Here is a 26970-nt window from a genome sequence, read left to right as displayed (position 1 = left end):
TAATAAGCAAAGGGGTTATAACGAGGGTGCCTTCGAAGATACCTTTTACAACCAAGTTGATAACATACTGAAGTTCCATCCCCCTAATATTTAACGTATCGGCTTGGGAAACACCGGCAAACTCTCATGCCCATCAGCATCCACAGCCTGTACCGCAAAAAAGTAATTATCCTTGGAGTAGGCCAGCGTAGCCGTTGTATCGGTTACATAAAACTTACGTTCCCAAAAGGCGCTGGTGGTTTCGCGCATCAGTACGTAATAGCCGGCGGGCTTTTTGCCTGTAGATGGCGCTTCCCAGGTAAGTTTGGTTTTGTTGGTGAGGTCGCTGGTTATGATGCCTACATTTTGGGGCCGGGCAGGGGCCAATGCCAGGTTGGCCAGTACCGACAGGTTCATGCGGGCTACTTTTTGTACGTAGTTAAAATCAACAAAGTCGGGCAGGTCGCCATAGTCTACACCGTTTTCGGTGCGGATGTTCTGGTGCTGGCGGTTAAAATCTTCGTTCATTTCGGTAAACCTTACCGCGGTAAAGCCCTGTTCTAAAAACGGGAGGTGGTCGCCGCCGCGCAGGTAGCGGTCGCGGCGGTATATCAATTTTACATCCAGCTGGTCAACGTAGCGTTCGCCGGTTTCTTTGGCATACCGGGCCAACTCGCGCGATGGGCTGTCATTTTCGCCGCCCAATGATTTTAGCGCAGCCACCTGCTTATCGGTAGCATTGGTGGGGATACCATCGCTGAACACCCTAACACTGCGGTTATCCTTTAAATCGGTTTCCATGCCATGAGTATTGCCTACAATATCATTGTTCAGCATGGCATCTACGTTCCAGTTTTCGGCTTTGGCGCGTTTGGCCACATTGGTTGAACCGTAAAGGCCCTGCTCCTCGCCTACCACGGCCATAAAAATTATGGTGGCCGGGAATTGGCGTTTGGCCATCACCCTGGCCAGCTCCATCGAAAGCGCCGTGCCCGATGCATCATCATTAGCCCCAGGCTCCACCCCGTTTGCGTCCATCACATCGTTAATCCGTGAATCATAATGGCCCGATACCAGGTAAACACGGCTATCTGTTGGGTCGGTACCCTTCAGTATAGCCAGTACATTTTTCAGCTTTACCGGCTTATCAATCCTTGTACCTTTTGGCTGGGTGAATGTATCAAAAGCAACGGTCATCCGCCCGCCCGATTCCAGGGCATATTTTTCCATTTCGGCCTTTATCCAGTTTCGTGCCGCGCCGCTGCCGGTGGTTTTGCTGGTTGTATCGCTTAGGGTATGCCTGCTTTTAAAGGTTACCAGTTTGCGAATGGTTGTTTCAATGTTTTGGGAGGATACCTCATCGGCCATTTGTTTAATCCGGGCATCGGGTTTGATGATGGTTTGGGCCGAGGCGGCTGCAGTAATGAACAACAGCAGGGAGATGGTAATGTATTTCATACGGCAATTTAGCTGTTTTTATGCTGACGAGGAATTACATCTGCCGCATTTAATTTTCAGGCTTTAATGCAATTAGCCTCTGTTTAAACAAACCTCTTGTCGTTCACCAGTTGGACTACGTATCGCGAAATATCTTTTAACGGTAAAATCTTATCGGCAGCATTCAGCAAAATAGCTTCCTTTGGCATTCCGAACACAACACAGGAACTTTCATCCTGTGCTATGGTTTTACCGCCTGCCTGCTTAATTTCAAGTAAGCCCCGCGCACCATCGTCGCCCATGCCTGTTAAAATTATTCCGATGCCATTTTGCCCGGCATAAATAGCTGTAGAGCGGAATAATACATCCACAGCCGGGCGATGCCGGTTTACCAGCGGACTATCACTCAACTCAACATAATATTGCGATCCTCTTCTTTTAAGTAAAAGGTGGCGGTTCCCGGGGGCTATTAAGGCCATGCCGGGCTTAACCAGGTCTCCGTCTTCTGCTTCCTTAACGCCAATCTTACATAAACCGTCCAGCCGCTCGGCAAACAGGCGGGTAAAGTTTTCGGGCATGTGCTGTACTATTACAATACCCGGAATATCAACCGGGAGGCCTTCTAAAAATACCCTTATGGCTTCGGTACCGCCGGTTGATGCCCCTACTGCAATTACTTTATCACTAATAATGCTTTGGTTTTTAGGTTTAACGTATTGCAGCACGGCATCGGCTGATAATTTAGGCACCACCGAAGGTTTTTCGGCAATGGATTTGCGGGCAATTTTGGTAAGTGCTGCCGATTTAACAATTTCGCAAATCCGGCTTCTGACTTCATTAGTGAGGGCGTGCTCGTTAAACATCTCTTTTGTAAGTACCTCAACAGCACCGTACTCCAATGCTTTCAGCGTTACTTCCATATCCCTCCCGGTGTGCCCGGTTATAATGATGACCGGAATAGGGTGCTGGGACATTATTTTTTTAAGAAAGGTAATCCCATCCATGCGGGGCATTTCCAAATCAAGGGTAATAACATCCGGAACCTGCATGGTCATTTTGCTTGCTGCAATATATGGGTCGGCTGCTGTGGCCATAACTTCAATTACCGGGTCGGCGCTTAAAATTTTGCCCAGCAATTGCCTGAATATGGCAGAGTCGTCAACAATAAGAACTTTAATTTTATTCTTCATACGGGTGAGGTATTAGCCCTTGGTATCTATTTGCTGATCAGGAAAGTTTTGTTTAATATATTTGATCATTACCTTACCACTTTCCGAGTAAAATAAAACCTTCCGCCCACGGTATCCTCCAACATTATGGCTTAAAACCGGTATTTGCTCCTTTTTTAACACCTCAATAGCCAGCCCGATATTGCGTTCGCCAATATGGAATACGCCATTGGGGGCGCCAGTTTCGCAACCTCCGAATACCTTGGCCCTTAAATTACTTTTATTGCTGCCCAAGGCCAGCATTTTATTAATAATAGCCGGGATGGCAATGTCGCCATACTTATTTGATGGTGTGCCTTCACCATTCCAGTACGGCAGCATATAATGGTTAATACTTCCAAATTCCAATACCGGGTCCCAAAGGGCCACTGCTACACATGAGCCTAAAATAGTATCGACAATGTGAGGCTTTCTGCTCGCAAAAATCGACCCGGGGTATAAATAATATCTATCCATTATAAAAATAATAGTGGCCGTTTATTTCCTTTTAAAAATATTGGGGCGTATTTGCGTTAATGGTAAATTCATATTCGACACGGATTCTGAATGGCCCAGGAACAAATACCCTCCCGGCTCTAATTTCGAACATAGCTTCAGAATAACTTTTTCCTGTGTTGGCCGGTCAAAATAAATCAAAACATTGCGGCAGAAAATGACATTGAAATTTGCTATCGGGCCAAAATCTTCGTCGATGAAATTTAAACGGCCAAACTTTACTTTTTCCCGTAACTGGGGTACAATGCGCACAGTTTTGTTATGCACATCCTTGCTTTTAAGCAGGAACTGGCGTTTTAATGCAATTGGCACGGGGGCCACTTTATCTTCGGTATATACCGCTAATGCCGCAGCCTGCAAAACCCTGCTCGAAATATCGGTACCCCATACATTAAAGCTAAAACCCATATGTGTTTCGGCAAACAGGCTTAAAACCATGGCCAATGTATAGGGCTCTTCGCCGGTAGAGCAGCCGGCGCTCCATACCTTAAAAGGTTTTGCGGCGGAATAATCGCGAAAAACCCCGGGCAATATGTTATTTGATAAATAATCAAAGTGTACAGATTCCCTGAAAAAATCGGTTTTATTGGTAGTCACCACATCAATCATGTGAATAAGTTCAGAACGCTGGCCTTCGTTGCTGAATATAAACTCGCAATACTTTTTATATGATGGTATATTTAAAGTTCTGAGCCGTTTAAGCAAACGTCCCTCCAGCATTATTTTTTTTGATGGCGGCAACTTAATTCCATAATTGGTATAAATAAATGTACTTAGCCTGTTAAAGTCCAGGTCGGTCATTTTGGAATTATCAAAACTATCAATATTAAAATATACCATACGGGACAGCTCAAAACATCATGTTAAAACTTTTCATAATCGGCATCAAGGCTATCCATGTTCAAGCTAACCCCGTTTGAGGATGATTTGTATTTTGGAAGATGGCTTACTTTGGCTGTATTCCTCCTGGGCCTTGTTAACGAGTTAGGCTGGGCAATTGACGCCTTGTATTTTGAGCCGTTTTCGAACCTGAAAAATGAAATAATTTCCTTTAGCTGATCGGCCTGGGATGAAAGCTCTTCGGCGCTGGCAGCCATCTCTTCGGAGGTAGCGGCATTTTGCTGGGTAACCTGGTTTAGTTGTTGCAAGGCGCTATTGATTTGGCCCGCGCCCAGGTTCTGTTCAGAACTTGACGCGTTAATTTCTTCAACCAGTTTGGCCGTATGCTGAATATTAGGCACAATTTCGCCCAGGAGCCTGCCCGATTTTTCGGCAATGGTAACGCTCGATTTTGAAAGTTCATTAATCTCGGTTGCGGCAACCTGCGATTTTTCTGCCAGTTTCCTTACCTCGGCTGCAACAACGGCAAAGCCCCGTCCCTGGTCGCCGGCGCGCGCGGCCTCAACGGCAGCGTTAAGGGCAAGTATATTTGTTTGCCGCGCTATATCGCTTATAATGGTAATTTTCTCGGCAATAAGCTTCATCGAGCTAACCGCTTCATTAACAGCAACACTGCCATCCTGGGCATCGGCCGAGGCCTTAATGGCTATTTTTTCTGTTTGATGGGCGTTGTTGGTGTTTTGCTGTACGCTTGCCACCATCTCTTCCATCGACGACGAAACCTGTTCGGTAGCGGCAGCCTGTTCGGTAGCCCCTTCAGACATTTGCTGCGACGATGAGCTTAACTCCTGGCTTGCCGCCACAATATTATCAGAAGCCGAGCTTACGTACGAAATAACATTTTTAAACTTATTGATCATGCCTTTTAAATCTTCCAGCAAAAAGCCAATCTCATCATTGTTAGCCACGTTAATATCAACGGTTAAATCTCCTTCGGCAAGTTTTGATACTACTGTTGTTGCATTTAAAATGGCCTTTTTGATGCTGTATACAATAAGCAATGATATTGATAGTGAAATGGCTATGCCAAATAATATAATAATATAAGAGTGCACTTTTGCGTCTGAATATATTTCCTGGCCTTTGTCATACTCCTCTTTAGATACCGCTACCTGTAGGTCAATCAATGCGTTGATATTGCTTATAATGGGGTCTATTTTCTGAGATAGCTCATTTTGGGCAAAAGCTGACAGGGCAACTTTATCCTCTTTGTCTATAATCGACTGGAGCGACTCCAACGATTCGTCGGAATTGCGCATCAGCTCTTCGGTTTGAGCCGACAGTTTTTTTTCTTCAGGTGTGGCATAGGTAGCTGTATAGGCTTTCCAGTTGGCATCAATTTCTTCCTGGGCCCTGATGATTTTTCTTTTACCCGCTTTTAAATCAATAACGCCGTCCTTCATTTTTTGAGTAACGCCTTCAATATTTATAGCGTACATTTCGTCAATTAAAGTCAGCTGTTTAAGGCATACTACGCGGTCCTTAAATACCGTTTCCAGCGATCCGTTTACGTTGCTTAAGTTGTTCAGCCCATATAAACCTATTGCCACAAGGGTAAATGAAGTGAGGAAAACCATGACAAATAGTTTTGTCGAAATTTTAATATTGTTCATAACATCTGGTCGTTTAAGTTCGGTTTAATATTTCTCATATTTTTCGTCTATCGGGTCTTTCCCGTTCATATCTATGTTGATACCTTTATAAAAACGTTCGGGTACGGGTTTCTTCTTAACCGGATAATGGCTACCGGCAAAAGTTTTCTGGTATGGTTTAACAGCCGGAACCCGTCGTATCTCTGTCCGGGATTTAACATCGTTTCCGATGTCAAAATTTACAATATCCTTCAACTGATCTGCCTGGCCCGAAAGCTCTTCCGAACTTGCAGCCATCTCTTCAGAAATTGCAGCATTTTGCTGTATAACCTGGTTTAATTGCTGCAAGGCATTATTAACTTCATTGGCGCCGGTATTTTGCTCCATACTGGATATGCTAATTTCCTGCACCAGCTTACACGTTTTCTGAACTTCGGGCACAATTAAATCGAGTAACTTACCCGATCTCTCGGCTATAGTTACACCCGATTTAGACAGGTTGTTAATTTCATGGGCTGCAGTTTGGCAGCGTTCGGCAAGTTTCCTTACTTCGGCAGCTACCACGGCAAAACCGCGCCCGTTATCGCCGGCCCTTGCGGCCTCAACAGCGGCATTTAACGCTAAAAGATTGGTTTGGCGGGCAATATCACCAATAATTGAAATCCGCTCGGCAATCTCTTTCATGGATTGTACGGTAATATTAACCGCCTTGTTGCCTTCAACAATATCTTCAACAACCTTTAGGGCTATTTTTTCGGTTTGCAAAGCGTTTTCGGTGTTTTGCTGTATGCTGGATACTATTTCCTCCATTGACGACGAAACCTCTTCGGCAGATGCAGCCTGTTCTGTAGCGCCCTCAGACATTTGCTGCGCCGATGAACTCATTTGCGAACTGGCCGATGAAATATTTTCTGAAGCTACCTGGGCATATGAAACCAGGTCTTTAAGCTTGGCAACAATACTGTTGATGTTTTTAATGATAAAAAAGGCCAGTAATAGCGAAATGGTTATGCCCGAAAATATCACGATATAGGCATGGGTTTTAGCCGTTGAATATACATTTTGGCCGTTTATATATTCGTCATTTGCTACTGAAACCTGGATATCAACAAGCGCATTAACATTATTGAGAATAGAATCAATTTTGGGGTTAACATCGCTGAAAGCAAGGGACGCTACCGCGGGCTTATCCTCTTTGTCCATAAGAACTTTAAGCGACTCTAACGATTCATCTGTGCTGGCCATCAGCTCTGTAGTTTGTGCCGATAGTTTTTTTTCTTCGGGAATAGCGCCGGTTGCTACATACGCCGCCCAATTAGTCTTAATTTCCTTTTGCGCCTTTGCTATTCTTTTTTTGCCGGTTTTAAAATTGATACTGCCATCATTTATTTGCTGAGTAACACCTTTAATATTGATAAGGTACATGTCTGAAACAGCTTTTAATTGTTTAAGGCACACAATACGGTCTTCAAATACAGTTTGGAGCGATCCGTTTACTTCTTTTAAATTAAGCTGCCCGTTAATACCAATTGCCCCAATTGTGAGGAACAGGACGCCAACCAGGATGTAAAGTTTGGCCGAAACTTTTATGTTTTGTAATATCATATAAACGTTTAAAAATTAACTTTCAGTAATAGCATACACATCGTCGGCCGAGAAAACTTTATCGATATTTAATATCATCACAAAGTTGTCCTCTACCTTTCCAATGCCGGTTATAAAATCCTCGCGGTACATAGCGCCCATACTTGCCGAAACCTGTATGTCTTCATCGGGGATATCTATTACCTTTTGTACCGAATCGACAATGGCGCCTACCAGTAATGGTTCTTTTCCGCTATCAATATTTAATACCACAATACAGGTATCAATAGTAAATTCGGCATCGGGCATGGCAAACTTGTTGCGGGCATCCATTACGGGCAAAATGTTGCCTCGTAAATTAATTACCCCTTTCATAAATGCCGGCGATTTGGGCACTTTAGTAATAGGGCTCATTTCTAAAATTTCTAATACATCGCCCACATTGATAGCAAAAAGCTCGTTTTGAAGCTTAAACGTTAAGTAAGATTGTGTTTGCAGTTTTATTGACATATTGCAAGGCGTTTTTGGTGTAAGTATTCTTCAACAACTTTATTGGTATCTAATACAAGAGCAATTTTGCCATCCCCCAATATGGTTGCCCCCGAAATGTGGTCCATGTTCTGGAAATATCTCCCAAGCGGCTTTAAAACGGCCTGAAATTTCCCAACGATATTATCGACAATTAAGGCTACCCTTTTTTCATCGTAGTATACCAATATGATTTCCTGCGAACCCGACAGGTTTTCTTTGCCATCAAATTCTTCGCTTAAGCTGATGAAAGGGATTTGTTCGCCATCAAGTATGATGAGGTTGTTGAAGCGGTTTAGTTGCTGCACGGCAGGCGCTTCAAAACAACGATCGACGGCCGCCAGCGGAATAACAAATGAAACATCGTTAATTTTTACCAGCAGGCCATCAATAATAGATACCGTGATTGGTAATTTTATAGTAATGGTTGTGCCGGTATTTGGCTGAGAAGTTATTTTAATCTGCCCCCTGATATCTTCAATCCTGCGTTTTACAACATCCATACCCACACCCCGGCCCGAAATTTCACTTACCTGTTCTGCAGTTGAAAAACCGGGGAGGAAAATAAGGTTGAATATTTCTTTTTCGCTCAGTACTTCATCTTTGCCAATAATTCCTTTTTGTATGGCCTTATCCCTTATTTTTTGCGGGTCGATGCCTTTTCCGTCATCCTGAATTTCGATGTAAACATTAACCCCGGCGCAAAAGGCCTTGAATAAAATTTTGCCATGCCTTTTTTTGCCAGCCTTAACCCTGTCATCCGGGTATTCGATGCCATGATCGATGCTGTTTCTGAGGAGGTGCATGATTGGGTCGGCCAGGCCCTCCATGATATTTTTATCCAGTTCGGTATCGGTGCCTTCGGTAACAAAATCTATTTCTTTATTCAACTCGTTAGCCAGGTCCCTAACCAGGCGGTTAAACGGGTTGAGCATATTTTTAATAGGCACAAGGCACATACTAAATGCGTTGTCCCGAAGCCTGGTTGATATTTTCTCGAGGTTTTCGGTAACTGCCAATAACTCCGATTGCGGGTTTTGGTCGGTAAGTGTGCCAAGCTTGGCCTGTAAGGTCATTAACTCGCTTACAAGGCTCATGAGGCTGTCTAATCTTTCGGATGGCACCCTGATGCTCGATATCACGTTTTTTTTGACTGGTTCTGCAGCTGCCGTTTTTGAAACCTGCGGCACAACATCTTTAGCTTCTTCGGGATAGCCGGCGCTCTCATTTTGCTGCAGCATGGCCTCTTCGGGCTGGGGCATTAAATTAATTTCGAGCTTGCACCGGCCTTCAACAAAAACAAACACCTCCCTGATGGTATCGATATCAACGCCGGTAGCAAGGTAAATATCCCAGGAGGTGTAACAATATGTTGGCTCGATATCCTGCAACGAAGGGATGTCGTCGATATTTGGAATAACTGTACAGTTACCAAGTGTTTGCAATTCCTCTAACAGGTAAACAGGATTAGTGCCATTGTAAAATATCTCTTTATCGGGCGCAAAAATGATGTGATAATTTTTTAACCCGTTATTTTCATATGCTGCTGCTTGGGCAACCGGGCCAAGCGGGTTGCTTTCTATGTTTACTCCGGCCAAAATATCCTTCAAAATTTTCACTACTCTTGCAGTAAGGCTATCGTGTGTTTTTTGATGCTGAATATCCAATTCGCCCTGGTTTTTTGCCAGGTAAGTTAAGTGGTCAAGCGAATCGAGGGTAACATCAATAATTTCTTTAGTGATTTTTTTCTGCCCGCTACGTACGTGTTCGTATATTGATTCAAGGTGGTGAGTAAATTCTGTAATTACCTTAAAGCCAAACATCGAGCTATTGCCCTTTAAGGTATGCATGGCCCTAAAAACCTGCTGTATCAGCGCAGGATCGTCCGGACTGGTTTCCATTAAAAGCAGGCTCTTTTCCATATCGGCTATCACCTCCATGGCATCGTCGCTAAAGTTTTGTTGGTATTGGTCCATTATCCTATCATTTTTTTAACCGTGGAAACCAATTTTTCTTTGATAGCATCTTTGTTCAATAACACAGTTGCGCCAGAAGTTTTGATGTAATCGCGTATACTGATGGTACTATCCGAAACAAATAGCACAACAGGTAAAAAGCGGTAATACTGCATGTTTCTTATCTCGTTAATCAGTTGCAGGCCATCTTTATTGGGCATGTTAAGATCGGTAATCACCAGGTCGATATTTTTTTTATCAAATTGAATTAAAGCATCTTCGCCATCGCAACCGGTTAAAACCTGGTAGCCTGCTTTTTTAAGCATGGAGCTTATCAACCTTATCACCATTTCAGAGTCATCAACCAATAACACTGTTTTGCTTGCACCGTTCATTAAACAGATATGAATTTATTAAACCCCGAATTATTTAACACTTCGCTGATGTATGCCGTTGGCTCAAAAATATAGTCAACTTTTTTGCCCTGGTCTGATGCACTTCGCGATAAGGCCATGAGCAGTTGTAAAGCTGTGAGGTCTATTTTTTCGATATTTTTAAAAAGTAACTCAACGTGGCCATGATTGGTAAGGAGCAACAAAAGCTCATTTTTTATTTCGGCAGCATCCCTGATCTCCAGGCTGCCGCTAATCAGTACCTGTATACCGGTGTTGCTTATTAAAGTATTTTCGAAAGAAACATTTTCCATGTATAAGCCAATTAATTAGCGTGTTTATTTAACTTATTGGTCTTTAACGCATAATGAGCAGTCAAGGTTATGTTTTGAGCAAAACAGGTTTTAGTTTCAAAATAACAGGTATAAACCCGTTAAAAAATTTGGCCGCGAAGTGATATTGGCCAGTTCAGAATATTTTAAAATTGCAATGGCGACGGGTACGATAGCAAGTAAGCCAGGCAAAAAAAACTGCCCATGTGCGGGCCTTAAATGGTATGCCTAAAACAAATTGGGTAGTATATAATGGTTATAGTCTCGTTTCAGGCGGTTGATTATAGCTGCCCGTAAAAAGGTGCATTTAACGCATGGCACCAGGTAAGTATATAGAATTTAATTTCCCAATCCCATTTTTAAAACTTCAAAGGCCAGCATGATGCAGTGATGACCTTTAAAGATTGGTTATCTGTTATCAAGATTAATCATTTAAGCCTTTTCCGTTAAGAATTTGCGGTATGCATTTTTCAACCCTTTCCTGCCGGGTTTTGGCTTGTTTGGGGGCCGAAAAATGCAGCATGTATGCCCTTTGCCGTCCGGGGGTTAATGCATCAAAAGCAGTTTTCAGGGTCGGCATCCCATCCAATTTATGTTGAAACTCTTCAGAAATTGTAAATTCTGCAGTTTTTTTAAACTCCACTTTCAAACCTGCTTTTTCTACTTCAATAGCTTCATAAATATAGGTTTTCAGGATGGAGGCTATTTCAACTATCTCCGTTACGTTGGTAAAGCGCACCTGGCGCGCCGCCTGTACATTTTCTGTTTGTTGTATTAAAATACCATTGGCATCATTTAACAACGCGCCTTTAAAAAACAAAACCGCGCAATATTCTTTAAATACATGTATTAAAACAATGTTGCTTTTATGAAAGGTGTAGCAAGGAACGCCCCACTTTAATTCTTCGGTAAGGCCACAGTCAAGAACAATCATTCTCAGTTGTTCCAGTTCCTGTTGCCACTTTTGGGCTTTGTTAAAATAAAAATCAACCTTAGGATTTATCATATTCTCGGGTTTAAATTTATCGCTTGCACAAATTTACACTTTTAGCCAGCCACGGAAACCCCTGGCAGCATAATAGGATTCGGCCCCGTTGTGATAAAGGAATACGGTATCATAACGGCGATCGCAAAAAACAGCCCCGCCAAGTTTCCTGATACCGGCAGGTGTTTTTACCCAGCTCGATGTTTTCAAATCAAACTTCCCAAGCTTTTGCAGTTCCCGGTATTGCTCTTCTGTTAAAAGCTCAATACCCATGGCAGCCGCCATATCAACGGCGTTATTTTCCGGTTTAAATTCTTTTCTTGCCTCATGCGCTTCACGGTCATAACAAAGGCTTCTGCGACCTTTGGGACTTTCGGCCGAGCAATCGAAAAAAATGTACTCGTTTGTGCTTTTATCATAAGCAACAATATCCGGTTCGCCGCCGGTTTTTTCCATTTCGTTAAGCGACCATAATTTTTTTGTATCCGCTTCCAGCTTTGCTTGTACATTAATCCATTCAACACTGCTATGGCGGCTCTTGTTTTTCTCAAAGCGGGCTTCCAATACTTTGAGTAGATCTTCGCGATGTTCTGGCGACAAATTTAGATTCATGCTATTCGTTTTTATTGGTTAACTGAATTGATCTTCTATCGGCAGGCCTGAAATACCACGACACTACGGTCAGGATTAACAATAATAATGACGGAAATATCTCAATAGCCGGATGGCCTGACGCAATATGCGAAAATGCCGCCCCCGATGTCACAAAGAAAAATCCGGCGTAAGCCCATTCTTTCAGCAAAGTAAATTTAGGTATCAGCACCGCTATAACCCCTAAAAATTTCCAAACACCTATTATGGTTAAAAAATAGACGGGGTAACCCAGGTGTATGATGCTATCAACCCCGCCCTGCCCCTCTTTCATTTTAAGCAATTGTACTGCCGCGGTTGATACCATACCTAATGCAAGCCAGATAGTGGCAACCCAATAAATGATTTTATTTTTTTTTGTCATGATGTGTATTATTTTAATTTGCTTACTATATCCTGCAACCGGTTATGCGCCATATTAAGGCCCTGGGCAAAGGGCAGCTTCAGCAATTGGTTCCTGTCTTCAACTGATTTATATACAATGCGGATGCTGATCTTACTGGTAGCATCGGTAAGCCGCTCAAATTCCAAAAACTCAAGCTGAACAGGAAAAGGCGTGTTTTCCATTTCAAATGTGCGGGTAATTTTTTGCTCCGGAACAAACTCGTGGATAACCCCATTGGCCCTAAACACTACGTTCCCTTTGGCATCAGATGTTTCGAATTGCCAGCTGCCGTGCTTTTTGCCTTCGAGCTTCAAAACCTTGGTCCCCATCCATTGCTCAACAATTTCGGGCTCTACATGAGCTTTAAACAGCAATTCTAACGGCAAATCAAATTCCCTGGTAATCACCAGGTACTGTTGACCTTCCCCGGCATCTATTTTTGTTTTCAGTTCCATATATGCTATTTTTTTGATTGATAGTTTTTCATGATATCTTCCAGTTTATTAAACCGGTCATCCCACATCTTGCGGAATGGCTCAATAAAGTCGGCTACTTCTTTCATGTTTTTTGCATTAATGTAATAGTATATTTCCCGGCCGGTTTGCTTTTGCTCAAGTAATTCGCACTCGGTAAGTATTTGCAGGTGTTTTGAAACTGTTGGCCTCGCAGTGTCAAAGTTTGATGCTATTGCGCCTGCCGTCATAGATTGTGAGGCAACCAACAGCAGTATAGCCCTTCTTGTTGGATCGGCTATGGCTTGAAACACGTCTCGTCTTAAATTCATTGCGTAGCTATTTGACTACAAATATAAATGTAGCTATTTAACTACGCAATTTTTTTCAGATTTTTTTTTTGAAAATATTTGCACACTTCTATTGAACTTTCTATACGTCAATAGCTGGCAGGGCTTCCGGCGGATATCCAATATTGAAAATATTGTTCACCGGATTCTGCGCCTTTTAACAAAACTTGATGCAGATACTATCAGGGAGAGGTAAAGCCCGGGCTTCCTAAAACAATTGCAGCCCCAATTTCATAAGAAAACGGGCCTCCTGCCGTCGGTAAAAACGTATTGTATCGCCGGCACTATAGGTTGGCAGGCTGTTGGCTGCCTGCCGAGGGACATTAACTTAAAACACTTAGCGCTTCTTCTACAGAAATGGCGCCATGCGATTGATCAAGCACGCACTCGCCGTCTTTGATCAGTAACAATTGCGGCGACTCGTGGTGAACATGAAAAAGCTGGGCCACCTGGGCCGATAACTCGCGGTAGCTAATCAGGTCTAAAAAGTAAAGGGGCATATCTTCGGGAAGGTCTTCCCAATCCAGCTCAAAACGGCGCTTGGCCATCATACTGATAGAGCAGCGGGTGCTATGTTTAAAAATCAGGCTGTAACCATTACGGTTCTTTATCTCGTGCAGCTGGTCGGCCGACGTAAGCAATATCCAGTTCATTTTTTTTAGTATTTAGTATCAAGAACCAAGTATCAAGATAGCTGCAATGATGTATGCAATTTCTGCTAAAAGGTATAAGATGTTTTTATAAATATTACATGGGCATACATTGCCTGACTGTAATATTTTATTTTTGTCTTAACTCTTTATTCTAACCTCTTGACTCTGTCACAAACGTAATTATAACACAAAATCTGCCGATAGTGGTCGGCAGATTACAAAAATGACATTTTCCTGTTAGCGGCCACTCTTAGGGTATGAACCATAAGCAGGGCATAATTTGTTTGAGCATGACGATATGCTACCAGCCGCAAGCGTTATAATAGCTATGTAAATAAATTTTTTCATTGTGTTTTGTGCTTAACAGTATAACGTAAATCAACCCTTCAATGTTTCGGCCAGCGCTGCCATTTTTATAGCGGTAATTGCGGCTTCGTCGCCTTTATTGCCATGCTTGCCGCCCGCGCGGTCAATAGCCTGCTGCTGATTATCAGTAGTTAATACCCCAAATATAACAGGTTTTGCATATTTTACGGCAACATTGCTTACACCATTTGCAACCGCATTGCAAATAAAATCAAAGTGGCGGGTTTCGCCCTGTATTACGCAACCCAAACAAATTACGGCATCAAGCTTTCCGGTTTTTAGCAGCAGGTCGGCGCCGGATGTAAGCTCAAAACTGCCGGGTACCGTATAACTCATAATATTATCGGCTAAAGCCCCATTGGCAACCAGGCTATTGTAAGCGCCCTGGTATAGCGCGTTGGTAATTTCGGCGTTCCATTCGGCCACCACAATGCCAAAACGGTACGGCGCCGCAGATGGTATGGTGGTATGCGAAAAATCTGAAAGGTTTTTTAATTGCGATGCCATTGTTTATTTTCGTTATTTTTTTAACCTGTCATCCTGAGGCACGAAGGATCTATCAGCTGTGCCTGACCGATAGAAAAGTTCGCGAATAGATCCTTCGTACCTCAGGACGACAGTCGTTTATTTTTGATTGTCATTCCCCCTTCAGAGTTTCGGAAATTTTACCACTCAGCATGACAGGTGGTTATAAACCAAATGTTCGATTCCTGATTTGCCAAAGGTAATATTACCAATCTGCAAATCCGAAATCGAACATCTGAATTCCGAATCCGAAATTATAGCTTCGCGTCTACACGAGCAATGTACTCGTCAATATTTTGTGCTTCGGCGCTTTCAGGATATTCTGTTTTAATCCTGTTGTAAGCCTCGCTTGCCGATTTATTGTCTTTGGTTTCTTCGTAAACCAAACCTAATTTTTTAAGGTAAAGCGGCGATAAAAATTTATTTTTTGCCTTATCAACAGCTTTGTTAAAATAGGTTGCGGCATTGCTGTAATCTTTCAGCTCAACATAAGCATCACCTGCACTTCCAAAAGCTTCGGCAGCAACCATGCTGTCATCGCCGCGGTAATTGGTCAGGTTTTCTATCGCTTTATGGTATTCGCCTTTGTTAAGGTAAGCGGTGCCCAGGTAAAAATAAGCCAGGTTTGCAGCTTTGGTATTGCTGTAATCGCTTATTATTTTTTTGAAGCCCGGGTAGCTGGCATCGCCGTTGATGGCTTTGTCCCAGTCTTTTTTAGCCCAAAAATCCTGCGCAACATACATTTGATTGGCGGCCTTGGTTTCCAGCGGACCTAAGTACACTTTAAGGTATAAAAAGTAAATTACAATAAGGGCCACTACAGCACCGCCTATAAAAAGTAAGCTTTTTTGATTCTCGCGTACGAAGTTGCCACTCTGGCCGAAAGTAGTATCCGGTGTTGCAACTTTGGTATTCGCCTGGGTTTTTGACATTGTTATAACAAAATTAAGTTTGCAAAGTTACGGTTTTCAAAATTTCTGGCAATAGCTTAGTGTTAATTATTTAAGGGCAAGTTTATTGGGCCGGATTAGGTGAGTAGTTGATTGCCGCGAACAGCAATCAACCACTCACCATATAAGAATATTTTAGCCCGATTAACCATTCACCCAACAAAGGTGTTTTCCTGTTCATAGAACTATTGTGTACACATTTTTTAACTAAACGAAAATGTCGATAGCGCACGCGGTAGGATTGTGTGGCGCGAAAGAGAAGCTATATCCTGAGCGTAGCGAAAAATCTTATACATCTTACATCTCAAAGCCTAACGTATTGCAGGGCAGATTTCTCCTCGTACCTCGTTCGTTCGACGTCGTTTATTATATAGCACCAACCTTACCTCAAAAAACCATCTGCACATCTGAAATCTGCACATCTACCCCTTCACCCCCTCTATCTCCTTCAAACTCTTGGGCAAGTACTTACCCAGCAAATGGCTGCCGGTATCGGTTATCAAAAAGTTATCCTCTACACGGATGCCGCCGAAATCGCGGTAGGTGTTCAGTACGTCGTAGTTGATAAAGTCGGCATATTTTTTTTCGGCCTGCCAGCGGTCGATTAGTTCGGGGATGATGTAGATGCCGGGTTCGATGGTGAGTACGTAGCCGGCTTCCAGCTCGCGGCCCAGGCGCAGGGATTTGAGGCCGAAAACGGTAGTTTCTTTTTTCAGGGTGTCGGTGTAGCCTACGTAGGGTTCGCCAAGGTCTTCCATATCGTGGGTATCCATGCCCAGCATGTGGCCCAGGCCGCATTGAAAAAACATGGTATGCGCGCCGGCGGCAACGGCTTCAGCAGGGTCGCCTTTCATGATGCCTGCCTGACTCAGGCCTTCTACCAGTTTTTGGCAGGCAGCCAGGTGAATGTCCTTGTATCGCACACCCGGTTTCAGCATGCTGATGGCGTGGTCCATGGAGTTGAGCACCACCTCGTATAGTTCGGCCTGGCGGGTAGTAAACCGTTCGCCCACGGGCACGGTGCGGGTAAGGTCGCCGCCGTAGTGCATGGCATTTTCGGCGCCGATGTCGGATAGCAGCATCTGGCCATCCTGCAAGGTATGCCCGTAGTAATGGGTATGCAGGGTTTCGCCGCGGGGTGTAATAATGGCCGGGTAGCCCAGGCGGGAGTTGGCCGCAATGGCTACCTCGTTGGCTTTGGCCACCAACTCGTAGCCCTTAATGCCGGGGCGGGTATTTTTAATAACGGCCAGCTGCATATCTACACTAATGGATACCGCTTTTTCCATTTCGGCAATCTCCAGCGGGGTTTTAATCACCCGCTGGGCAATTACGGATTTGATGAGTTTTACCGAAACGTGATCGGCCACATCCTGCAGGCTCACATTGAGCCAGGCGGCCAGTTTAATTTTATTTTCGGGGCGGTAAGGCGGCAGTATATGCACCTTGCGCCCGGTGGTTTGCGCTTTGTGGATGTAGTGGGTAATATCGTTGTACGGGCGGGTTTGGGTAACACCAACCAGGGCCGCCATCTCGCTCACGGTTGGCAATACGCCGGTCCAGATAATGTCGTCGATGCTCAGCTCGTTGCCGAAGATCAGGGCCTCGCCGGTGTCGGTATCAATCACTGCGGCCAGCCCGGCAACATCCAGCCCGAAGTAATACAGAAAACTGCTATCCTGGCGGTAGCTGAAATGGTTATCCTTATAGTTCATGCTGCTTTCCTCGTTGCCCAGCAGCACAATAAGGCCATCGTTGACCATGCTTTGGGTTAACACTTGCCGCCTATCGGCATAAACCTGCTTATCGAATAGTTGAAGATCCATGCCGCAAATATAAGCCCCCTAACCCCCTGAAGGGGGAACTTTGGCGGGAAAATTTTTAATAAAAGCGAGGGTACTTTTTAAAGTGATAAAAAGTGTTAATTTTTGTAGTTTTTTTATCGGAATAATAGCAGGTTTGTATGTATTTTTTGCTGTTTTTAGCTATAAAAATGTGCTTTTTTGCTCAAAAAAATCGATTTAAGAAGTTGGAGAAAAATCATCGGCAATCCACCCGCTTACGATTTTTGCCGAGAGTAAACAGAGCGGAATCCCACCGCCCGGATGGACACTCCCCCCGCAAAAATACAGGTTTTCAATTTTGGACGATTTATTGGCGTGCCGCAAAAATGCCGCGAACCGGCTGTTGCTGCTGGTGCCATACAACGAGCCCTGGTACGATGAAGTTTTGGTTTGGATGCGCCGCGGGTCGAGCATGGTTTCGGAAACGATGAGGCTTTCGATATCGTCGCCCAAAATACGGGTGAGTTTCTTGAGGATGTTTTCGCGGGCGGTGGCAATCAGTGTATCCCATTCCTGCCCCACATTGGCCGGTACGTTGATCATGGTAAACCAGTTTTCGCAGCGGTCGGGGGCATCATCCGGCTTGTATTTACAGCTGATATTGAGATAGATAGTAGGATCATGAAAGATGTTTTTATCCTTCCAGATATGGTCAAACTCGGCTTTGTAATCGGTGCTGAAAAAGATGTTATGCAAATCAAGTTCTGGAAACCGCCTGCTGATACCCCAGTAAAATATCAGCGCCGAGCTGCTACGCTCCTGGCCAAGGATTCTCTTAGGAAACAACCCGGGATACGACTTAAGCAGCCTTTGATAGGTGAACCAAACATCCATATTGGATATGATGACGTCGCCGTTGATGATGTTACCTCCTACCTTAAGGCCGGTAGCTTTGCGGTCATCTAAAACGATCTCATCTGCTTTTGAGTTGTAATGAAATATAACACCCAATGATTCGGCCAGTTTAACCAAACTGCTGGTGATGCTATACATACCACCAACAGGAAAATAAGCGCCGTAATGCTGCTCTAAATGCGGTATCACGTTCAGGGTGGCCGGGGCAGCATACGGATTTGATCCGTTGTAGGTGGCATACCTGTCATAAAACTGCACCAGGCGGTCATCCTTAAAATAACCCGCGTTAGCCTTGTGCATTGTCCGGAAGGCATCTATTCCCGGTAGCCCCAAAACCGACTTTGCAGTATCCCGTCTCAAAAATGTTTTAAGCCTGTGCAGCGATTGTTCCAGGAAAACGTGATTGGTTATATTGTAGATAGTTGCACTGTTGGCCAGGTATTTTTTTACTGATGCAACAGGTTCGCCGGTAACATTACTTACCTCGGCGGCAAATTGCTCAGTATCAGCATAAGCGTTTAATTGGGTGCCGTCTTCATAAAAGTACCGGCAAACTTTATCCAGCTTCTGGTAGCAAAAAAAATCTTTAGGGTTTTTACCTGCAAGGGTAAAAAGCTCATCCACGTACTGCGGCATGGTAAACAGGCTTGGCCCGGCATCAAAGCGAAAACCATCCTGTTCAAATTCAGATAGTTTACCGCCAGGATAGCTGTTCGCCTCAAAAACCTCAACCTGGTGCCCTTGCACCGCAAGCCTTATCGCTGTCGCGATGCCCGCTATGCCCGAACCGATGATTAATGCTTTCATTTCACACGAATGTCACGAATTTAGGCGAATTACACGAATCTTAAACAGACACGAATTTATGAGACACGAATTTTATCAATTGAATCGAATTCCACGAATCTTATATATCGGGCAAATTATTTGAATTTATCTAACCAAGCAGATTTGAGAAAATTCGCTTTACTTCGTGAAATTCGTGTTAATTAAAATTGGTGTGAATCCCCAATCCGGGGTCGTTATTTAAGATATACTTGCCATCGGCAAAACCGGGCATCTGGTAGGGGTTGTTGCTTACCAGGAAGGGGCCGTCCAGGTCAACCCAATCGCATTGGGGGGCGAGGGCTAAACCGGCCAATGCGGCGCAACTGGTTTCGGTCATGCAACCAATCATAATTTGCAGGCCCAGTTCGCGTGCTTTGTTTATCATTCGTTTAGCTTCATACATCCCGCCCGATTTCATGAGTTTGATATTGATGCCCGTGTATACGCCTTTGGCTTTCTCTACATCCTCAAAACGCTGTACGGCCTCATCACCAATAATGGGGATAGGGCTGCGCTCTGTGAGCCAGGCATTGCTGTCGGGGTCGGTTTTAAGCATGGGTTGCTCTATCAGTCGTACACCCTGCTCCTGCAGCCAATAGGTCATATCCAGGCTTTGCTGCAAATCTGTCCAGCCCTGGTTGGCATCTACGTATAATGGCACGTTTGTAACCGAACGAATGGTGCTTATGAGTTCTTTATCGGTATCGCGGCCAAGCTTTACCTTAATCACTTTAAAACCTTCGGCTTCCTTTACTTTTTTGATAATCATCTCGGGCGTATCAATGCCGATAGTGAAACTGGTTACGGGCATCAGGGCCGGGTTGCTGCCAAAAAGCTGCCAGCAGGACTGCCCTTTAACCTTACCATCCAGGTCATGCAGGGCAATGTCAATCGCCGCCTTTACCGCAGGATTACCGGGCGCAATACTATCTAAGTAACTGATTACCGACCCAAAATCAAATGGATAACTAAACCGGCCTATATCAACTTTACTTAAAAACTCGGTGGCGCTTTGGTGGCTTTCGCCCATGTAAGGCACCATCGATGCTTCCCCGTAACCGGTAAAGCCCTCATGTTTTACCTGCACCAGCATAACCGGCGTGGTGGTGCGCGAAAATTTGGCTATGGTAAAAGCGTGTTTAAGTTGTAATTCGAAGGGTTGATATGTCAGTTCCATGTTAAAAACCAAAGCTAAAAGTTTAGAATGAATTTCGTGCTTATCTTTGCGGCCATGCCGGCACAAATTTATTCACCGTTTCAGCGTTTTAATTTCAGCAACAGCAAATGTTTCCTTACGGGCGAGACTTTAAATTCTGAAGAAGAAAAGATACAGGTTTTTCCGCAATGGCTCATGAGCCGTTATAACCTGGAAGACAAGCCCTTTAAATTGCTCGACGAAAGTATGGCCACGTATAAGGACCTGAAACTACCTTGCAGCGCAACCGTAAACGAACAATATCTGGAACCGCTGGAGGCCGAAATAGCCGCCGCGTTTGAAACGGGCTATGAAGCTGTAAAAGAACTTGATGAGTTGAAGCTATTTCAATGGGCCGGCAAATTATTATACGGTATAATTTTTAACGAGATACAGGCCGGCATCCGCCAGCAGCATGCGCAGGGCGAAGAGTTTAATATTTCGCAGGCCATTATTCACCGGTTTAGCAACCTGCACCTGATGCTGCAAACGCTTAACCTGCCTATCGAGTTGGATGGCTTTAAACCCTACAGCATTGCTTTGTTTAAGGTTGATAATGCCGATAATGTTTTTGGCTATCGCGATGAGATCAATACCCTGACATTCTCGCTGCGGATAAATGATTTTGGCCTGGTAATATGTCTGCAGGATAATGGCTCAAATGGCCGCTATCACCAGGAAATGCTGGATAAAATTGCCGGTCAGCCCTTACACCCCATCCAGTTTGAGGAGGTGAACGCGCGCTTCTTTTACTCGGCCTACCTGTTTAACCGCCTGCCAGAATATGAGGTGATGCCGGTGGGCGATACCATTTACATAGAAGCCGCCCCCTTACGCGGTACCAGCAGCAAACCCTTGTTTGATGATTGGATGAACAAAACCTATGGCCAGGTACTGGAAAGCTTTTGGAAAAACTGGGGTTTTCTGCTGTTAGAGATCATTAAAAACCCCAATGCCCCCATGAGCTTCCTGTTTAATGCCAATGGCGATTTTGTTAGTGCAGCAACGATTGAACTTTCCCGGTAACCTGGTGAATGAATTCTGATAATACCGGCGGGTTTAATAAAAACGTAATGAGTAAGCCTGCCAATGCACCGTATAAGTGGGCATCGTGGTTAATATTATCCCGGCTGTATTTGGATGCATAGCTGCAATACACCAGGTATAAAATACCAAATACGAATGCAGGTACCATAAAAGGTAAAATAAGCAACCCCATTTGCGCTATGGGGTAATACAATATAAATCCAAATATTACAGCGCTTATGGCACCCGAAGCACCAAGGCTGTAATAGCTATAATTTTCCTTGTGTTTTATTACCGATGGCATATCGCTTAAAATAAGGCTTACCATATATAACATACCAAATTGCCAATGCCCTATGGTTTGCTCAAGCGTAAAAGCAAAAAAATAAAACGATAACATATTAAACACCAGGTGCATCACATCCTTATGGATAAAGCCACTGGTTATAATAGTATAAACATAATGCCCGCGCGAAACATTATAGGGGTGTAGCATTAATTTTCCATATAAGTTCTGATTGTAAAACGCCATAACAGAAACAATCAGCGTTATAGCAAATATCAAAGATGCTACAGGTGTTGCAATAAGGTAATCCATTTATTTAAGGTCGAGTTTTGTATCGTTTAAAATGCGGCCTACCGGGTAGCGCATGTATGTTTTTTCAAAGTAAGGCGAATTTTTATATACAAAAAACAGCTGCGCCTGCGCGCTGTTGGCCAGTTGCGGGTCTTTTGTTTTGGCATCATCCAGCTTTTGTTTCAGGGCGGGATCTTTCTTTAGCAGGTCGGCGGCTTTATCTTCAAAAACATAGTCCGAAAAGTATTCCTTTTCGCCCAACATCGAATCAAAAAAGTTCCAGGCAAAAAATGAATCAACACCCTGTGGTTCCAATGTTTCTACAATATACCGGTTAATGGCCTGGTTGGTATATACAACGTAATCGCCTGCATAAAATTTCACGGCCATATCAACGGGGTTTAATTGCACACTGCTATGCAGGTAATGGCCTTCAAACGGGCGTGTTGGTGTTTTAATATCGCCAAAGTAATACATCTGCAGGTTTAACGTGGTATCATGTGCCAGTTGCTGCATTTTTACACCATTCAGCTTAAAAAGGTCTATCACTTTACCCCATGCCTGTGGTATTATGTAAGCCAGGGGCTTATCAGCTGTCGCGGTTACTTTATAGGTATTGTAAAATTTAATGACTTTGGTATAAGGCTTACTCCTGTCATAATACAAGCGTTTTAGCCCGCTTACATCGCTTATTTTGTAGCCGGCCTCGTACCCTTTAAAGGTGATGGTATCCACAGCTTTCATATCCACCTCCCATTTTAAGGGGAATGTTTTTTGGCTGATAACGGCCGCATCGGCTTTTTTCTTCAGGTCGCCAATCAGTTTAGCATCACGCTGGTTTATGTCAATCAAATGCTGCATAAAATCATACGTTGCATAAACCCTTTTGTCAAAGGTTTTTAACATATGGGTTTCAGTAATATAGCTAATGATGTTATGCTGGGCAGTAAAGCCGGTTGCAAACCGGGGCGTTTCCAAAAAGCTCACGATACCCGAGTCTGGCAGGCCTTCTTCACCTGCGCCATAAGGAATCATCTCATAGCCGCTTTTTTTCATGTGGCTATAAAGGTAGGGTGTTAATGTTTTCGAGGTATAATCGGCCAGTATCGGGTTTTGCTTATCTTTCTGGGTTTCTATCAGTGTCATCACATACTGATAGTCGGCCCCATCGCTGGTGTGGTTATCTAAAAACACTTCCGGTTTCCAGGTGGTTAATATCTGTGTAAAAGCAAGCGCGTTGCGGCTATCAGCTTTAATAAAATCACGGTTTAAATCAAGGTTGCGGTAGTTGCCACGGAAGCCATAGGCTACCGGTCCGTTTTGGCTTACACGACTTTGGCCGCGGTTAAGGTTGCCATCGATGTTATAAAGCGCAATTAAACAAATCACAACATCCTTTGGCAACTGGTTCTTTTTAAGCAGATCGCGCACCAACATCATGCTGGCATCAATCCCTTCCGGCTCGCCGGGGTGAATACCGTTGTTGATAAGCAATACGCGTTTATCCTGTTTTTTTATCAGCGCGGGATCGAAAACACCATTTTTTGATAGCACAATCAATGTTAACGGTTTACCCACATCGGTTGTACCGTAATTAATCATTTTCATTTGCTGCGGATACAGTTTATTTACCTTTTGATAGTAACTAATTACCTCGGCATAGGTAGCCGTATAGTTTTTATCCTTGCTGAGCTCAAACGGCGTTAACTGGGCATTAGCACTGATACAAACAAAAAAAAGAAGTATAGCCGATAAAAATGATCTCATGAAATTACTTTTGGCCAAAGATAGAATCAAGCGTGAAGATTCAAGGTTTAAGATGTGGAATAATTCCGTTACAAATGAGGGAGAAAAGAATCGAGATTCAAAGACAGCTGCAAAACATTCGCTGCTATGTTAAATCCGAGAGCTCTGCCTGCAGCTTTTTTGATAAACTTTTTACCACCTGCTCATAAGAGTGGTCAATCATTTCGCAAAGCTGCCTGCGGGTTAAAGAGCCATCCATATAAACCGTGTTCCATAATTTTTTATTCATGTGATAACCGGGAATAACCTCCGGGTAACGCTCGCGCAGTTCAATGGCAAGTTCGGGGTCGCATTTTACGTTGAAACGGTTGCCATTGGTAAGACCTATGAGCAAGTATATTTTTTCGGCAACTTTAAACACAAGGGTTTCCTCGCCAAATGGGAACCCTTCGGTTGTACCTGGTTTTTGCAGGCAATAATCGCGTAATTCTTCTATGTTCAATAGCCAAATCTTCTTATTGGTTTATTATACGATGTTCTCGGCAGGAATGATAATTCAAAGTTATATTTAACGCCAATTGTAAAATAGGTATACTGATCTGTTGCGTTATTTTTATATTTACTTGTTGGATCATTGTATCCATCAATACCTTCACCGTAAGCATAGTAATGTTGTATCCCTATATCAATTCCCCACAAGGGTATTGATTCATCGCCCCCGTAAATCTTAAATTCGTAGCCTAATCTTATCGGCACTATTAGATTGACGCTTGAGTTTTTACCTTGGAAACCTTCAGTATCACCTATCGCGGCATTAGCCAAAATCTGATTGGTACGTTGAATATCTGTCATTTTATTAAACACAAAGCCCAATCCGGTGCCAATGTAAAAACCTTTCACCCGGTCTAAAAACCAGCTATCCGCGTAGTCGATAATTTCGCCAGCCTGTAAATCTCCGTGGATATTTAATGAAAGATAATTGTTATTGAAAATCCGGCCCGACTTATCAATAGACGGATTACGGCTACCTCCCGAAAATGTACCTTTTTGTAGTTCAAAAGCAATAGGTAGATATGGGCTGTAGTTATATACAAATGCAGCACCAAACGCCGGATGGTAATCTTGCTTTTTTAAATCTGCTTCAGCCTTTCCATAACTCCCACTAATAGAAAAGCCAACCTGGTTATAGTTGTAATAAGTCTGTGCTTCTGCGGTTACAGCAGCAAGCGTCAAAACAAAAAACAGAATATATTTTTTCAACGTTAATTTTTATCAATATTTACAAAAGCAGATGCTGATTTACAAACGGCTTTAAAATTTTACTAATATAGCTTATGAGTTTTAATTCCCCGCTAAGTTTTACAGTGACCGACCGCTTTTTACGGTATGTTGCCATTGATACGCAATCAGACCCCACTTCGGTTACGTTTCCATCAACAGAAAAGCAAAAAAACTTAAGCCGCCTATTGGTTGATGAGTTGCTGGCCATGGGTGTACATGATGCCCACCTCGACGAATTTGGTTATGTATACGCCACTATTCCATCAAATACCAGTAAACAGGTGTCCGTAATTTGCTTTTGCTCACACGTGGATACAGCGCCCGATTGCAGCGGCGCCAATGTAAAACCTATTGTACATAAAAATTACCGGGGCCAGGATATTATACTTCCTGATGATAACACCCAGGTTATTAAACTGGCAGAGCATCCCGATCTTAAAAATCAATTTGGACATGATGTAATAACAGCCAGCGGCACAACCCTGTTGGGCGCTGATAACAAGGCCGGTGTTGCCGAAATTATGGATGCCTGTTACCAGCTAATCAATCATCCCGAAATAAAGCATGGCGATATCAGGATATTATTTACGCCTGATGAAGAAGTAGGGCACGGGGTAGATCATGTTGATATTGCCAAACTTGGTGCTTATGCTGCCTATACCATTGATGGCGAAAGCGCCGGCAATATGGAAAATGAAACCTTTAGCGCCGATGGCGCCCGGCTGATCATACAAGGTGTAAGCGCACACCCTGGCTTTGCGAAGGGTAAAATGGAAAGCGCCATAAAAATAGCCGGCGAAATTGTAGCGGCTTTGCCGGACGAACTATCGCCGGAGCATACGGAAGCAATGCAGGGCTTTGTGCATCCTGTGAGCATAGAAGGCCATGTTGAAACGGCCGGTATTGATTTTATTATCCGCGATTTTGACGAGGATAATTTGAAAAGCCATGCGGAGGTAATTCGGAAAACGGCCGACAAAGTTTTAAAGCGATACCCAAATTCTGCCTATACCTTAACCACCAGTCAGCAGTACCGTAATATGAAAAATGTGCTGGAGCAGCATCCCGAAATTGTTGCCAACGCTATGGAAGCCATAAACCGTACAGGCTTAACCGCCAAATTGTGCAGTATACGGGGCGGCACCGATGGTTCCAGGCTATCGTTCATGGGCCTGCCCTGCCCCAATATTTTTGCCGGCGAACACGCCTTTCACAGCAAGCAAGAATGGGTATCGGTACAGGATATGCAAAAGGCGGTAGAAACCATTTTGCATCTTTGTATGATATGGGAAGAAAAAGCCTGATAAAGCTTAAAGCAGAAAGCAATTTTGAGATTAACAGAAATATAAAAAATGTATACTATAAGGAAGGCAACAGTTAACGATATTGATACCATACTGCAAATAGCTGATACCACCTGGTGGGCAACCTACTCGGCTATATTGGAGCGAGAGCAAATTGCATTTATGCTGGCCGAGATTTATTCGGCAGAAAAAATAGAAAAACAAATTTTCCAAAACCTACAAACCTATTTGCTACTGGCAGAAGAGGGCACACCCGTTGCTTTTGCGGCATACTCGCCGCGCGATGAAAACCCCGACATATATAAACTGCACAAATTATACTGCCTGCCGCAAACACAAGGCAAAGGCTACGGAAAAATATTGATAAACGAAATAGCGGAAAAGACCAGGGAGGCAGGAAAAAAAGTTCTCGAACTTAACGTAAACCGGTATAACCAGGCCAAATCATTTTATGAAAAAATGGGCTTTGTAATTGCTTATGAAGAAGACATCGCCATAGGCCCTTACTGGATGAATGATTATGTGATGCGAAAAGAGTTGTAAGGAACGACTGAGTTTCTATCTTTTATCGCTC

Annotated in this window: 28 protein-coding genes; 3 read left to right on the top strand and 25 right to left on the bottom strand. The window is 43.6% G+C overall.

Annotation, left to right across the window (positions count from 1 at the left end):
• Positions 1-90 precede the first annotated feature (90 nt).
• The 21 genes from BMX56_RS03580 to BMX56_RS03480 all read right to left on the bottom strand — a co-directional run bounded on the left by BMX56_RS03580 (position 91) and on the right by BMX56_RS03480 (position 20444).
• Complete coding sequence (locus tag BMX56_RS03580; protein ID WP_090640874.1) at positions 91-1437, bottom strand: M28 family peptidase; 1347 nt, start codon at positions 1435-1437, stop codon at positions 91-93.
• Between the two features lie 83 nt (positions 1438-1520).
• The gene (locus BMX56_RS03575; RefSeq protein ID WP_090640872.1) at positions 1521-2606 is read right to left on the bottom strand and encodes a protein-glutamate methylesterase/protein-glutamine glutaminase; all 1086 of its coding nucleotides are present in this window, start codon (positions 2604-2606) and stop codon (positions 1521-1523) included.
• Between the two features lie 12 nt (positions 2607-2618).
• On the bottom strand, positions 2619-3101 hold the full coding sequence (locus BMX56_RS03570; protein WP_090640870.1) for a chemotaxis protein CheD: 483 nt from the start codon (positions 3099-3101) through the stop codon (positions 2619-2621).
• Positions 3102-3122: 21 nt separating this feature from the next.
• Complete coding sequence (locus tag BMX56_RS03565) at positions 3123-3980, bottom strand: CheR family methyltransferase (protein ID WP_090640868.1); 858 nt, start codon at positions 3978-3980, stop codon at positions 3123-3125.
• 23 nt (positions 3981-4003) lie between these two features.
• Complete coding sequence (locus BMX56_RS03560) at positions 4004-5653, bottom strand: methyl-accepting chemotaxis protein (RefSeq protein ID WP_090640865.1); 1650 nt, start codon at positions 5651-5653, stop codon at positions 4004-4006.
• A gap of 24 nt (positions 5654-5677) precedes the next feature.
• Complete coding sequence (locus tag BMX56_RS03555; RefSeq protein WP_090640862.1) at positions 5678-7237, bottom strand: HAMP domain-containing methyl-accepting chemotaxis protein; 1560 nt, start codon at positions 7235-7237, stop codon at positions 5678-5680.
• 15 nt (positions 7238-7252) lie between these two features.
• Entirely contained in the window at positions 7253-7726 is a 474-nt protein-coding gene (locus BMX56_RS03550) for a chemotaxis protein CheW (protein WP_090640859.1), read from the bottom strand.
• On the bottom strand, positions 7717-9720 hold the full coding sequence (locus tag BMX56_RS03545) for a chemotaxis protein CheA (protein WP_090640856.1): 2004 nt from the start codon (positions 9718-9720) through the stop codon (positions 7717-7719). Before BMX56_RS03545 ends, BMX56_RS03550 begins: the two co-directional genes overlap by 10 nt.
• Complete coding sequence (locus tag BMX56_RS03540) at positions 9720-10094, bottom strand: response regulator (protein ID WP_090640853.1); 375 nt, start codon at positions 10092-10094, stop codon at positions 9720-9722. Before BMX56_RS03540 ends, BMX56_RS03545 begins: the two co-directional genes overlap by 1 nt.
• On the bottom strand, positions 10094-10405 hold the full coding sequence (locus BMX56_RS03535; protein ID WP_090640851.1) for an STAS domain-containing protein: 312 nt from the start codon (positions 10403-10405) through the stop codon (positions 10094-10096). The genes BMX56_RS03540 and BMX56_RS03535 overlap by 1 nt, the downstream gene beginning before the upstream one ends.
• 442 nt (positions 10406-10847) lie before the next feature.
• Complete coding sequence (locus tag BMX56_RS03530; RefSeq protein WP_369829625.1) at positions 10848-11429, bottom strand: YdeI/OmpD-associated family protein; 582 nt, start codon at positions 11427-11429, stop codon at positions 10848-10850.
• A gap of 33 nt (positions 11430-11462) precedes the next feature.
• Positions 11463-12020 (bottom strand): DUF4256 domain-containing protein, encoded by a 558-nt coding sequence (locus BMX56_RS03525; RefSeq protein ID WP_090640848.1) that lies wholly within the window; start codon positions 12018-12020, stop codon positions 11463-11465.
• 1 nt (position 12021) lies between these two features.
• Positions 12022-12423 (bottom strand): DoxX family protein, encoded by a 402-nt coding sequence (locus BMX56_RS03520; RefSeq protein WP_090640845.1) that lies wholly within the window; start codon positions 12421-12423, stop codon positions 12022-12024.
• An 8-nt stretch (positions 12424-12431) separates the two neighbouring features.
• Positions 12432-12899, bottom strand: a complete 468-nt coding sequence (locus BMX56_RS03515) for an SRPBCC family protein (protein WP_090640842.1) — start codon at positions 12897-12899, stop codon at positions 12432-12434.
• Between the two features lie 5 nt (positions 12900-12904).
• Positions 12905-13228 (bottom strand): ArsR/SmtB family transcription factor, encoded by a 324-nt coding sequence (locus BMX56_RS03510; protein ID WP_090640839.1) that lies wholly within the window; start codon positions 13226-13228, stop codon positions 12905-12907.
• A gap of 341 nt (positions 13229-13569) precedes the next feature.
• Positions 13570-13899, bottom strand: a complete 330-nt coding sequence (gene ytxJ, locus BMX56_RS03505) for a bacillithiol system redox-active protein YtxJ (RefSeq protein WP_090640836.1) — start codon at positions 13897-13899, stop codon at positions 13570-13572.
• Positions 13900-14277: 378 nt separating this feature from the next.
• Positions 14278-14772, bottom strand: coding sequence for a 6,7-dimethyl-8-ribityllumazine synthase (gene ribH / locus BMX56_RS03500; RefSeq protein WP_090640833.1), 495 nt, complete (start codon positions 14770-14772; stop codon positions 14278-14280).
• A gap of 272 nt (positions 14773-15044) precedes the next feature.
• A complete protein-coding gene (locus BMX56_RS03495; RefSeq protein ID WP_090640830.1) occupies positions 15045-15722 on the bottom strand; it encodes a tetratricopeptide repeat protein in 678 nt (225 codons plus the stop codon).
• 440 nt (positions 15723-16162) lie between these two features.
• The gene (locus BMX56_RS03490; RefSeq protein ID WP_090640828.1) at positions 16163-17566 is read right to left on the bottom strand and encodes an aminopeptidase P family protein; all 1404 of its coding nucleotides are present in this window, start codon (positions 17564-17566) and stop codon (positions 16163-16165) included.
• A gap of 195 nt (positions 17567-17761) precedes the next feature.
• Complete coding sequence (crtD, locus tag BMX56_RS03485) at positions 17762-19246, bottom strand: 1-hydroxycarotenoid 3,4-desaturase CrtD (RefSeq protein WP_090640824.1); 1485 nt, start codon at positions 19244-19246, stop codon at positions 17762-17764.
• Positions 19247-19424: 178 nt separating this feature from the next.
• A complete protein-coding gene (locus tag BMX56_RS03480; RefSeq protein WP_090640822.1) occupies positions 19425-20444 on the bottom strand; it encodes a dipeptide epimerase in 1020 nt (339 codons plus the stop codon).
• A gap of 27 nt (positions 20445-20471) precedes the next feature.
• Here BMX56_RS03480 and BMX56_RS03475 point away from each other — a divergent pair, with 27 nt between their 5' ends.
• Positions 20472-21488: a hypothetical protein gene (locus tag BMX56_RS03475; RefSeq protein WP_255369760.1), complete on the top strand. Its 1017-nt coding sequence runs from the start codon at positions 20472-20474 to the stop codon at positions 21486-21488.
• On the opposite strand, the gene BMX56_RS03470 is transcribed toward BMX56_RS03475, so the two are convergent.
• From BMX56_RS03470 to BMX56_RS03455, 4 genes are all read right to left on the bottom strand, one after another.
• Entirely contained in the window at positions 21457-22086 is a 630-nt protein-coding gene (locus tag BMX56_RS03470) for a rhomboid family intramembrane serine protease (protein ID WP_090640819.1), read from the bottom strand. The two genes, BMX56_RS03475 and BMX56_RS03470, sit on opposite strands and share 32 nt — an antisense overlap.
• Positions 22087-23832, bottom strand: coding sequence for a M14 family zinc carboxypeptidase (locus BMX56_RS03465; protein WP_090640817.1), 1746 nt, complete (start codon positions 23830-23832; stop codon positions 22087-22089).
• A gap of 124 nt (positions 23833-23956) precedes the next feature.
• Complete coding sequence (locus BMX56_RS03460; RefSeq protein ID WP_090640814.1) at positions 23957-24313, bottom strand: MmcQ/YjbR family DNA-binding protein; 357 nt, start codon at positions 24311-24313, stop codon at positions 23957-23959.
• Complete coding sequence (locus tag BMX56_RS03455; protein ID WP_090640812.1) at positions 24310-25071, bottom strand: hypothetical protein; 762 nt, start codon at positions 25069-25071, stop codon at positions 24310-24312. Before BMX56_RS03455 ends, BMX56_RS03460 begins: the two co-directional genes overlap by 4 nt.
• Before the next feature lie 74 nt (positions 25072-25145).
• Between BMX56_RS03455 and pepT the strand changes: the two genes are divergently transcribed.
• Positions 25146-26396, top strand: coding sequence for a peptidase T (gene pepT, locus BMX56_RS03450; RefSeq protein ID WP_090640809.1), 1251 nt, complete (start codon positions 25146-25148; stop codon positions 26394-26396).
• A 48-nt stretch (positions 26397-26444) separates the two neighbouring features.
• Entirely contained in the window at positions 26445-26939 is a 495-nt protein-coding gene (locus BMX56_RS03445; protein WP_090640806.1) for a GNAT family N-acetyltransferase, read from the top strand.
• Positions 26940-26970: the final 31 nt, after the last annotated feature.

The sequence above is a fragment of the Mucilaginibacter sp. OK283 genome (genome assembly GCF_900110415.1).
GTDB lineage: Bacteria > Bacteroidota > Bacteroidia > Sphingobacteriales > Sphingobacteriaceae > Mucilaginibacter.
Note: the sequence above shows the minus strand (reverse complement) of the source record. Positions and strands in the feature narration are given on the sequence as shown.

Bases quoted from the DNA above. Each gene is read 5' to 3' on its own strand.
- BMX56_RS03580 (WP_090640874.1), bottom strand. From the start codon at position 1,437: ATGAAATACATTACCATCTCCCTGCTGTTGTTCATTACTGCAGCCGCC.
- BMX56_RS03575 (WP_090640872.1), bottom strand. From the start codon at position 2,606: ATGAAGAATAAAATTAAAGTTCTTATTGTTGACGACTCTGCCATATTC.
- BMX56_RS03570 (WP_090640870.1), bottom strand. From the start codon at position 3,101: ATGGATAGATATTATTTATACCCCGGGTCGATTTTTGCGAGCAGAAAG.
- BMX56_RS03565 (WP_090640868.1), bottom strand. From the start codon at position 3,980: ATGGTATATTTTAATATTGATAGTTTTGATAATTCCAAAATGACCGAC.
- BMX56_RS03560 (WP_090640865.1), bottom strand. From the start codon at position 5,653: ATGAACAATATTAAAATTTCGACAAAACTATTTGTCATGGTTTTCCTC.
- BMX56_RS03555 (WP_090640862.1), bottom strand. From the start codon at position 7,237: ATGATATTACAAAACATAAAAGTTTCGGCCAAACTTTACATCCTGGTT.
- BMX56_RS03550 (WP_090640859.1), bottom strand. From the start codon at position 7,726: ATGTCAATAAAACTGCAAACACAATCTTACTTAACGTTTAAGCTTCAA.
- BMX56_RS03545 (WP_090640856.1), bottom strand. From the start codon at position 9,720: ATGGACCAATACCAACAAAACTTTAGCGACGATGCCATGGAGGTGATA.
- BMX56_RS03540 (WP_090640853.1), bottom strand. From the start codon at position 10,094: ATGAACGGTGCAAGCAAAACAGTGTTATTGGTTGATGACTCTGAAATG.
- BMX56_RS03535 (WP_090640851.1), bottom strand. From the start codon at position 10,405: ATGGAAAATGTTTCTTTCGAAAATACTTTAATAAGCAACACCGGTATA.
- BMX56_RS03530 (WP_369829625.1), bottom strand. From the start codon at position 11,429: ATGATAAATCCTAAGGTTGATTTTTATTTTAACAAAGCCCAAAAGTGG.
- BMX56_RS03525 (WP_090640848.1), bottom strand. From the start codon at position 12,020: ATGAATCTAAATTTGTCGCCAGAACATCGCGAAGATCTACTCAAAGTA.
- BMX56_RS03520 (WP_090640845.1), bottom strand. From the start codon at position 12,423: ATGACAAAAAAAAATAAAATCATTTATTGGGTTGCCACTATCTGGCTT.
- BMX56_RS03515 (WP_090640842.1), bottom strand. From the start codon at position 12,899: ATGGAACTGAAAACAAAAATAGATGCCGGGGAAGGTCAACAGTACCTG.
- BMX56_RS03510 (WP_090640839.1), bottom strand. From the start codon at position 13,228: ATGAATTTAAGACGAGACGTGTTTCAAGCCATAGCCGATCCAACAAGA.
- ytxJ (WP_090640836.1), bottom strand. From the start codon at position 13,899: ATGAACTGGATATTGCTTACGTCGGCCGACCAGCTGCACGAGATAAAG.
- ribH (WP_090640833.1), bottom strand. From the start codon at position 14,772: ATGGCATCGCAATTAAAAAACCTTTCAGATTTTTCGCATACCACCATA.
- BMX56_RS03495 (WP_090640830.1), bottom strand. From the start codon at position 15,722: ATGTCAAAAACCCAGGCGAATACCAAAGTTGCAACACCGGATACTACT.
- BMX56_RS03490 (WP_090640828.1), bottom strand. From the start codon at position 17,566: ATGGATCTTCAACTATTCGATAAGCAGGTTTATGCCGATAGGCGGCAA.
- crtD (WP_090640824.1), bottom strand. From the start codon at position 19,246: ATGAAAGCATTAATCATCGGTTCGGGCATAGCGGGCATCGCGACAGCG.
- BMX56_RS03480 (WP_090640822.1), bottom strand. From the start codon at position 20,444: ATGGAACTGACATATCAACCCTTCGAATTACAACTTAAACACGCTTTT.
- BMX56_RS03475 (WP_255369760.1), top strand. From the start codon at position 20,472: ATGAATTTCGTGCTTATCTTTGCGGCCATGCCGGCACAAATTTATTCA.
- BMX56_RS03470 (WP_090640819.1), bottom strand. From the start codon at position 22,086: ATGGATTACCTTATTGCAACACCTGTAGCATCTTTGATATTTGCTATA.
- BMX56_RS03465 (WP_090640817.1), bottom strand. From the start codon at position 23,832: ATGAGATCATTTTTATCGGCTATACTTCTTTTTTTTGTTTGTATCAGT.
- pepT (WP_090640809.1), top strand. From the start codon at position 25,146: ATGAGTTTTAATTCCCCGCTAAGTTTTACAGTGACCGACCGCTTTTTA.
- BMX56_RS03445 (WP_090640806.1), top strand. From the start codon at position 26,445: ATGTATACTATAAGGAAGGCAACAGTTAACGATATTGATACCATACTG.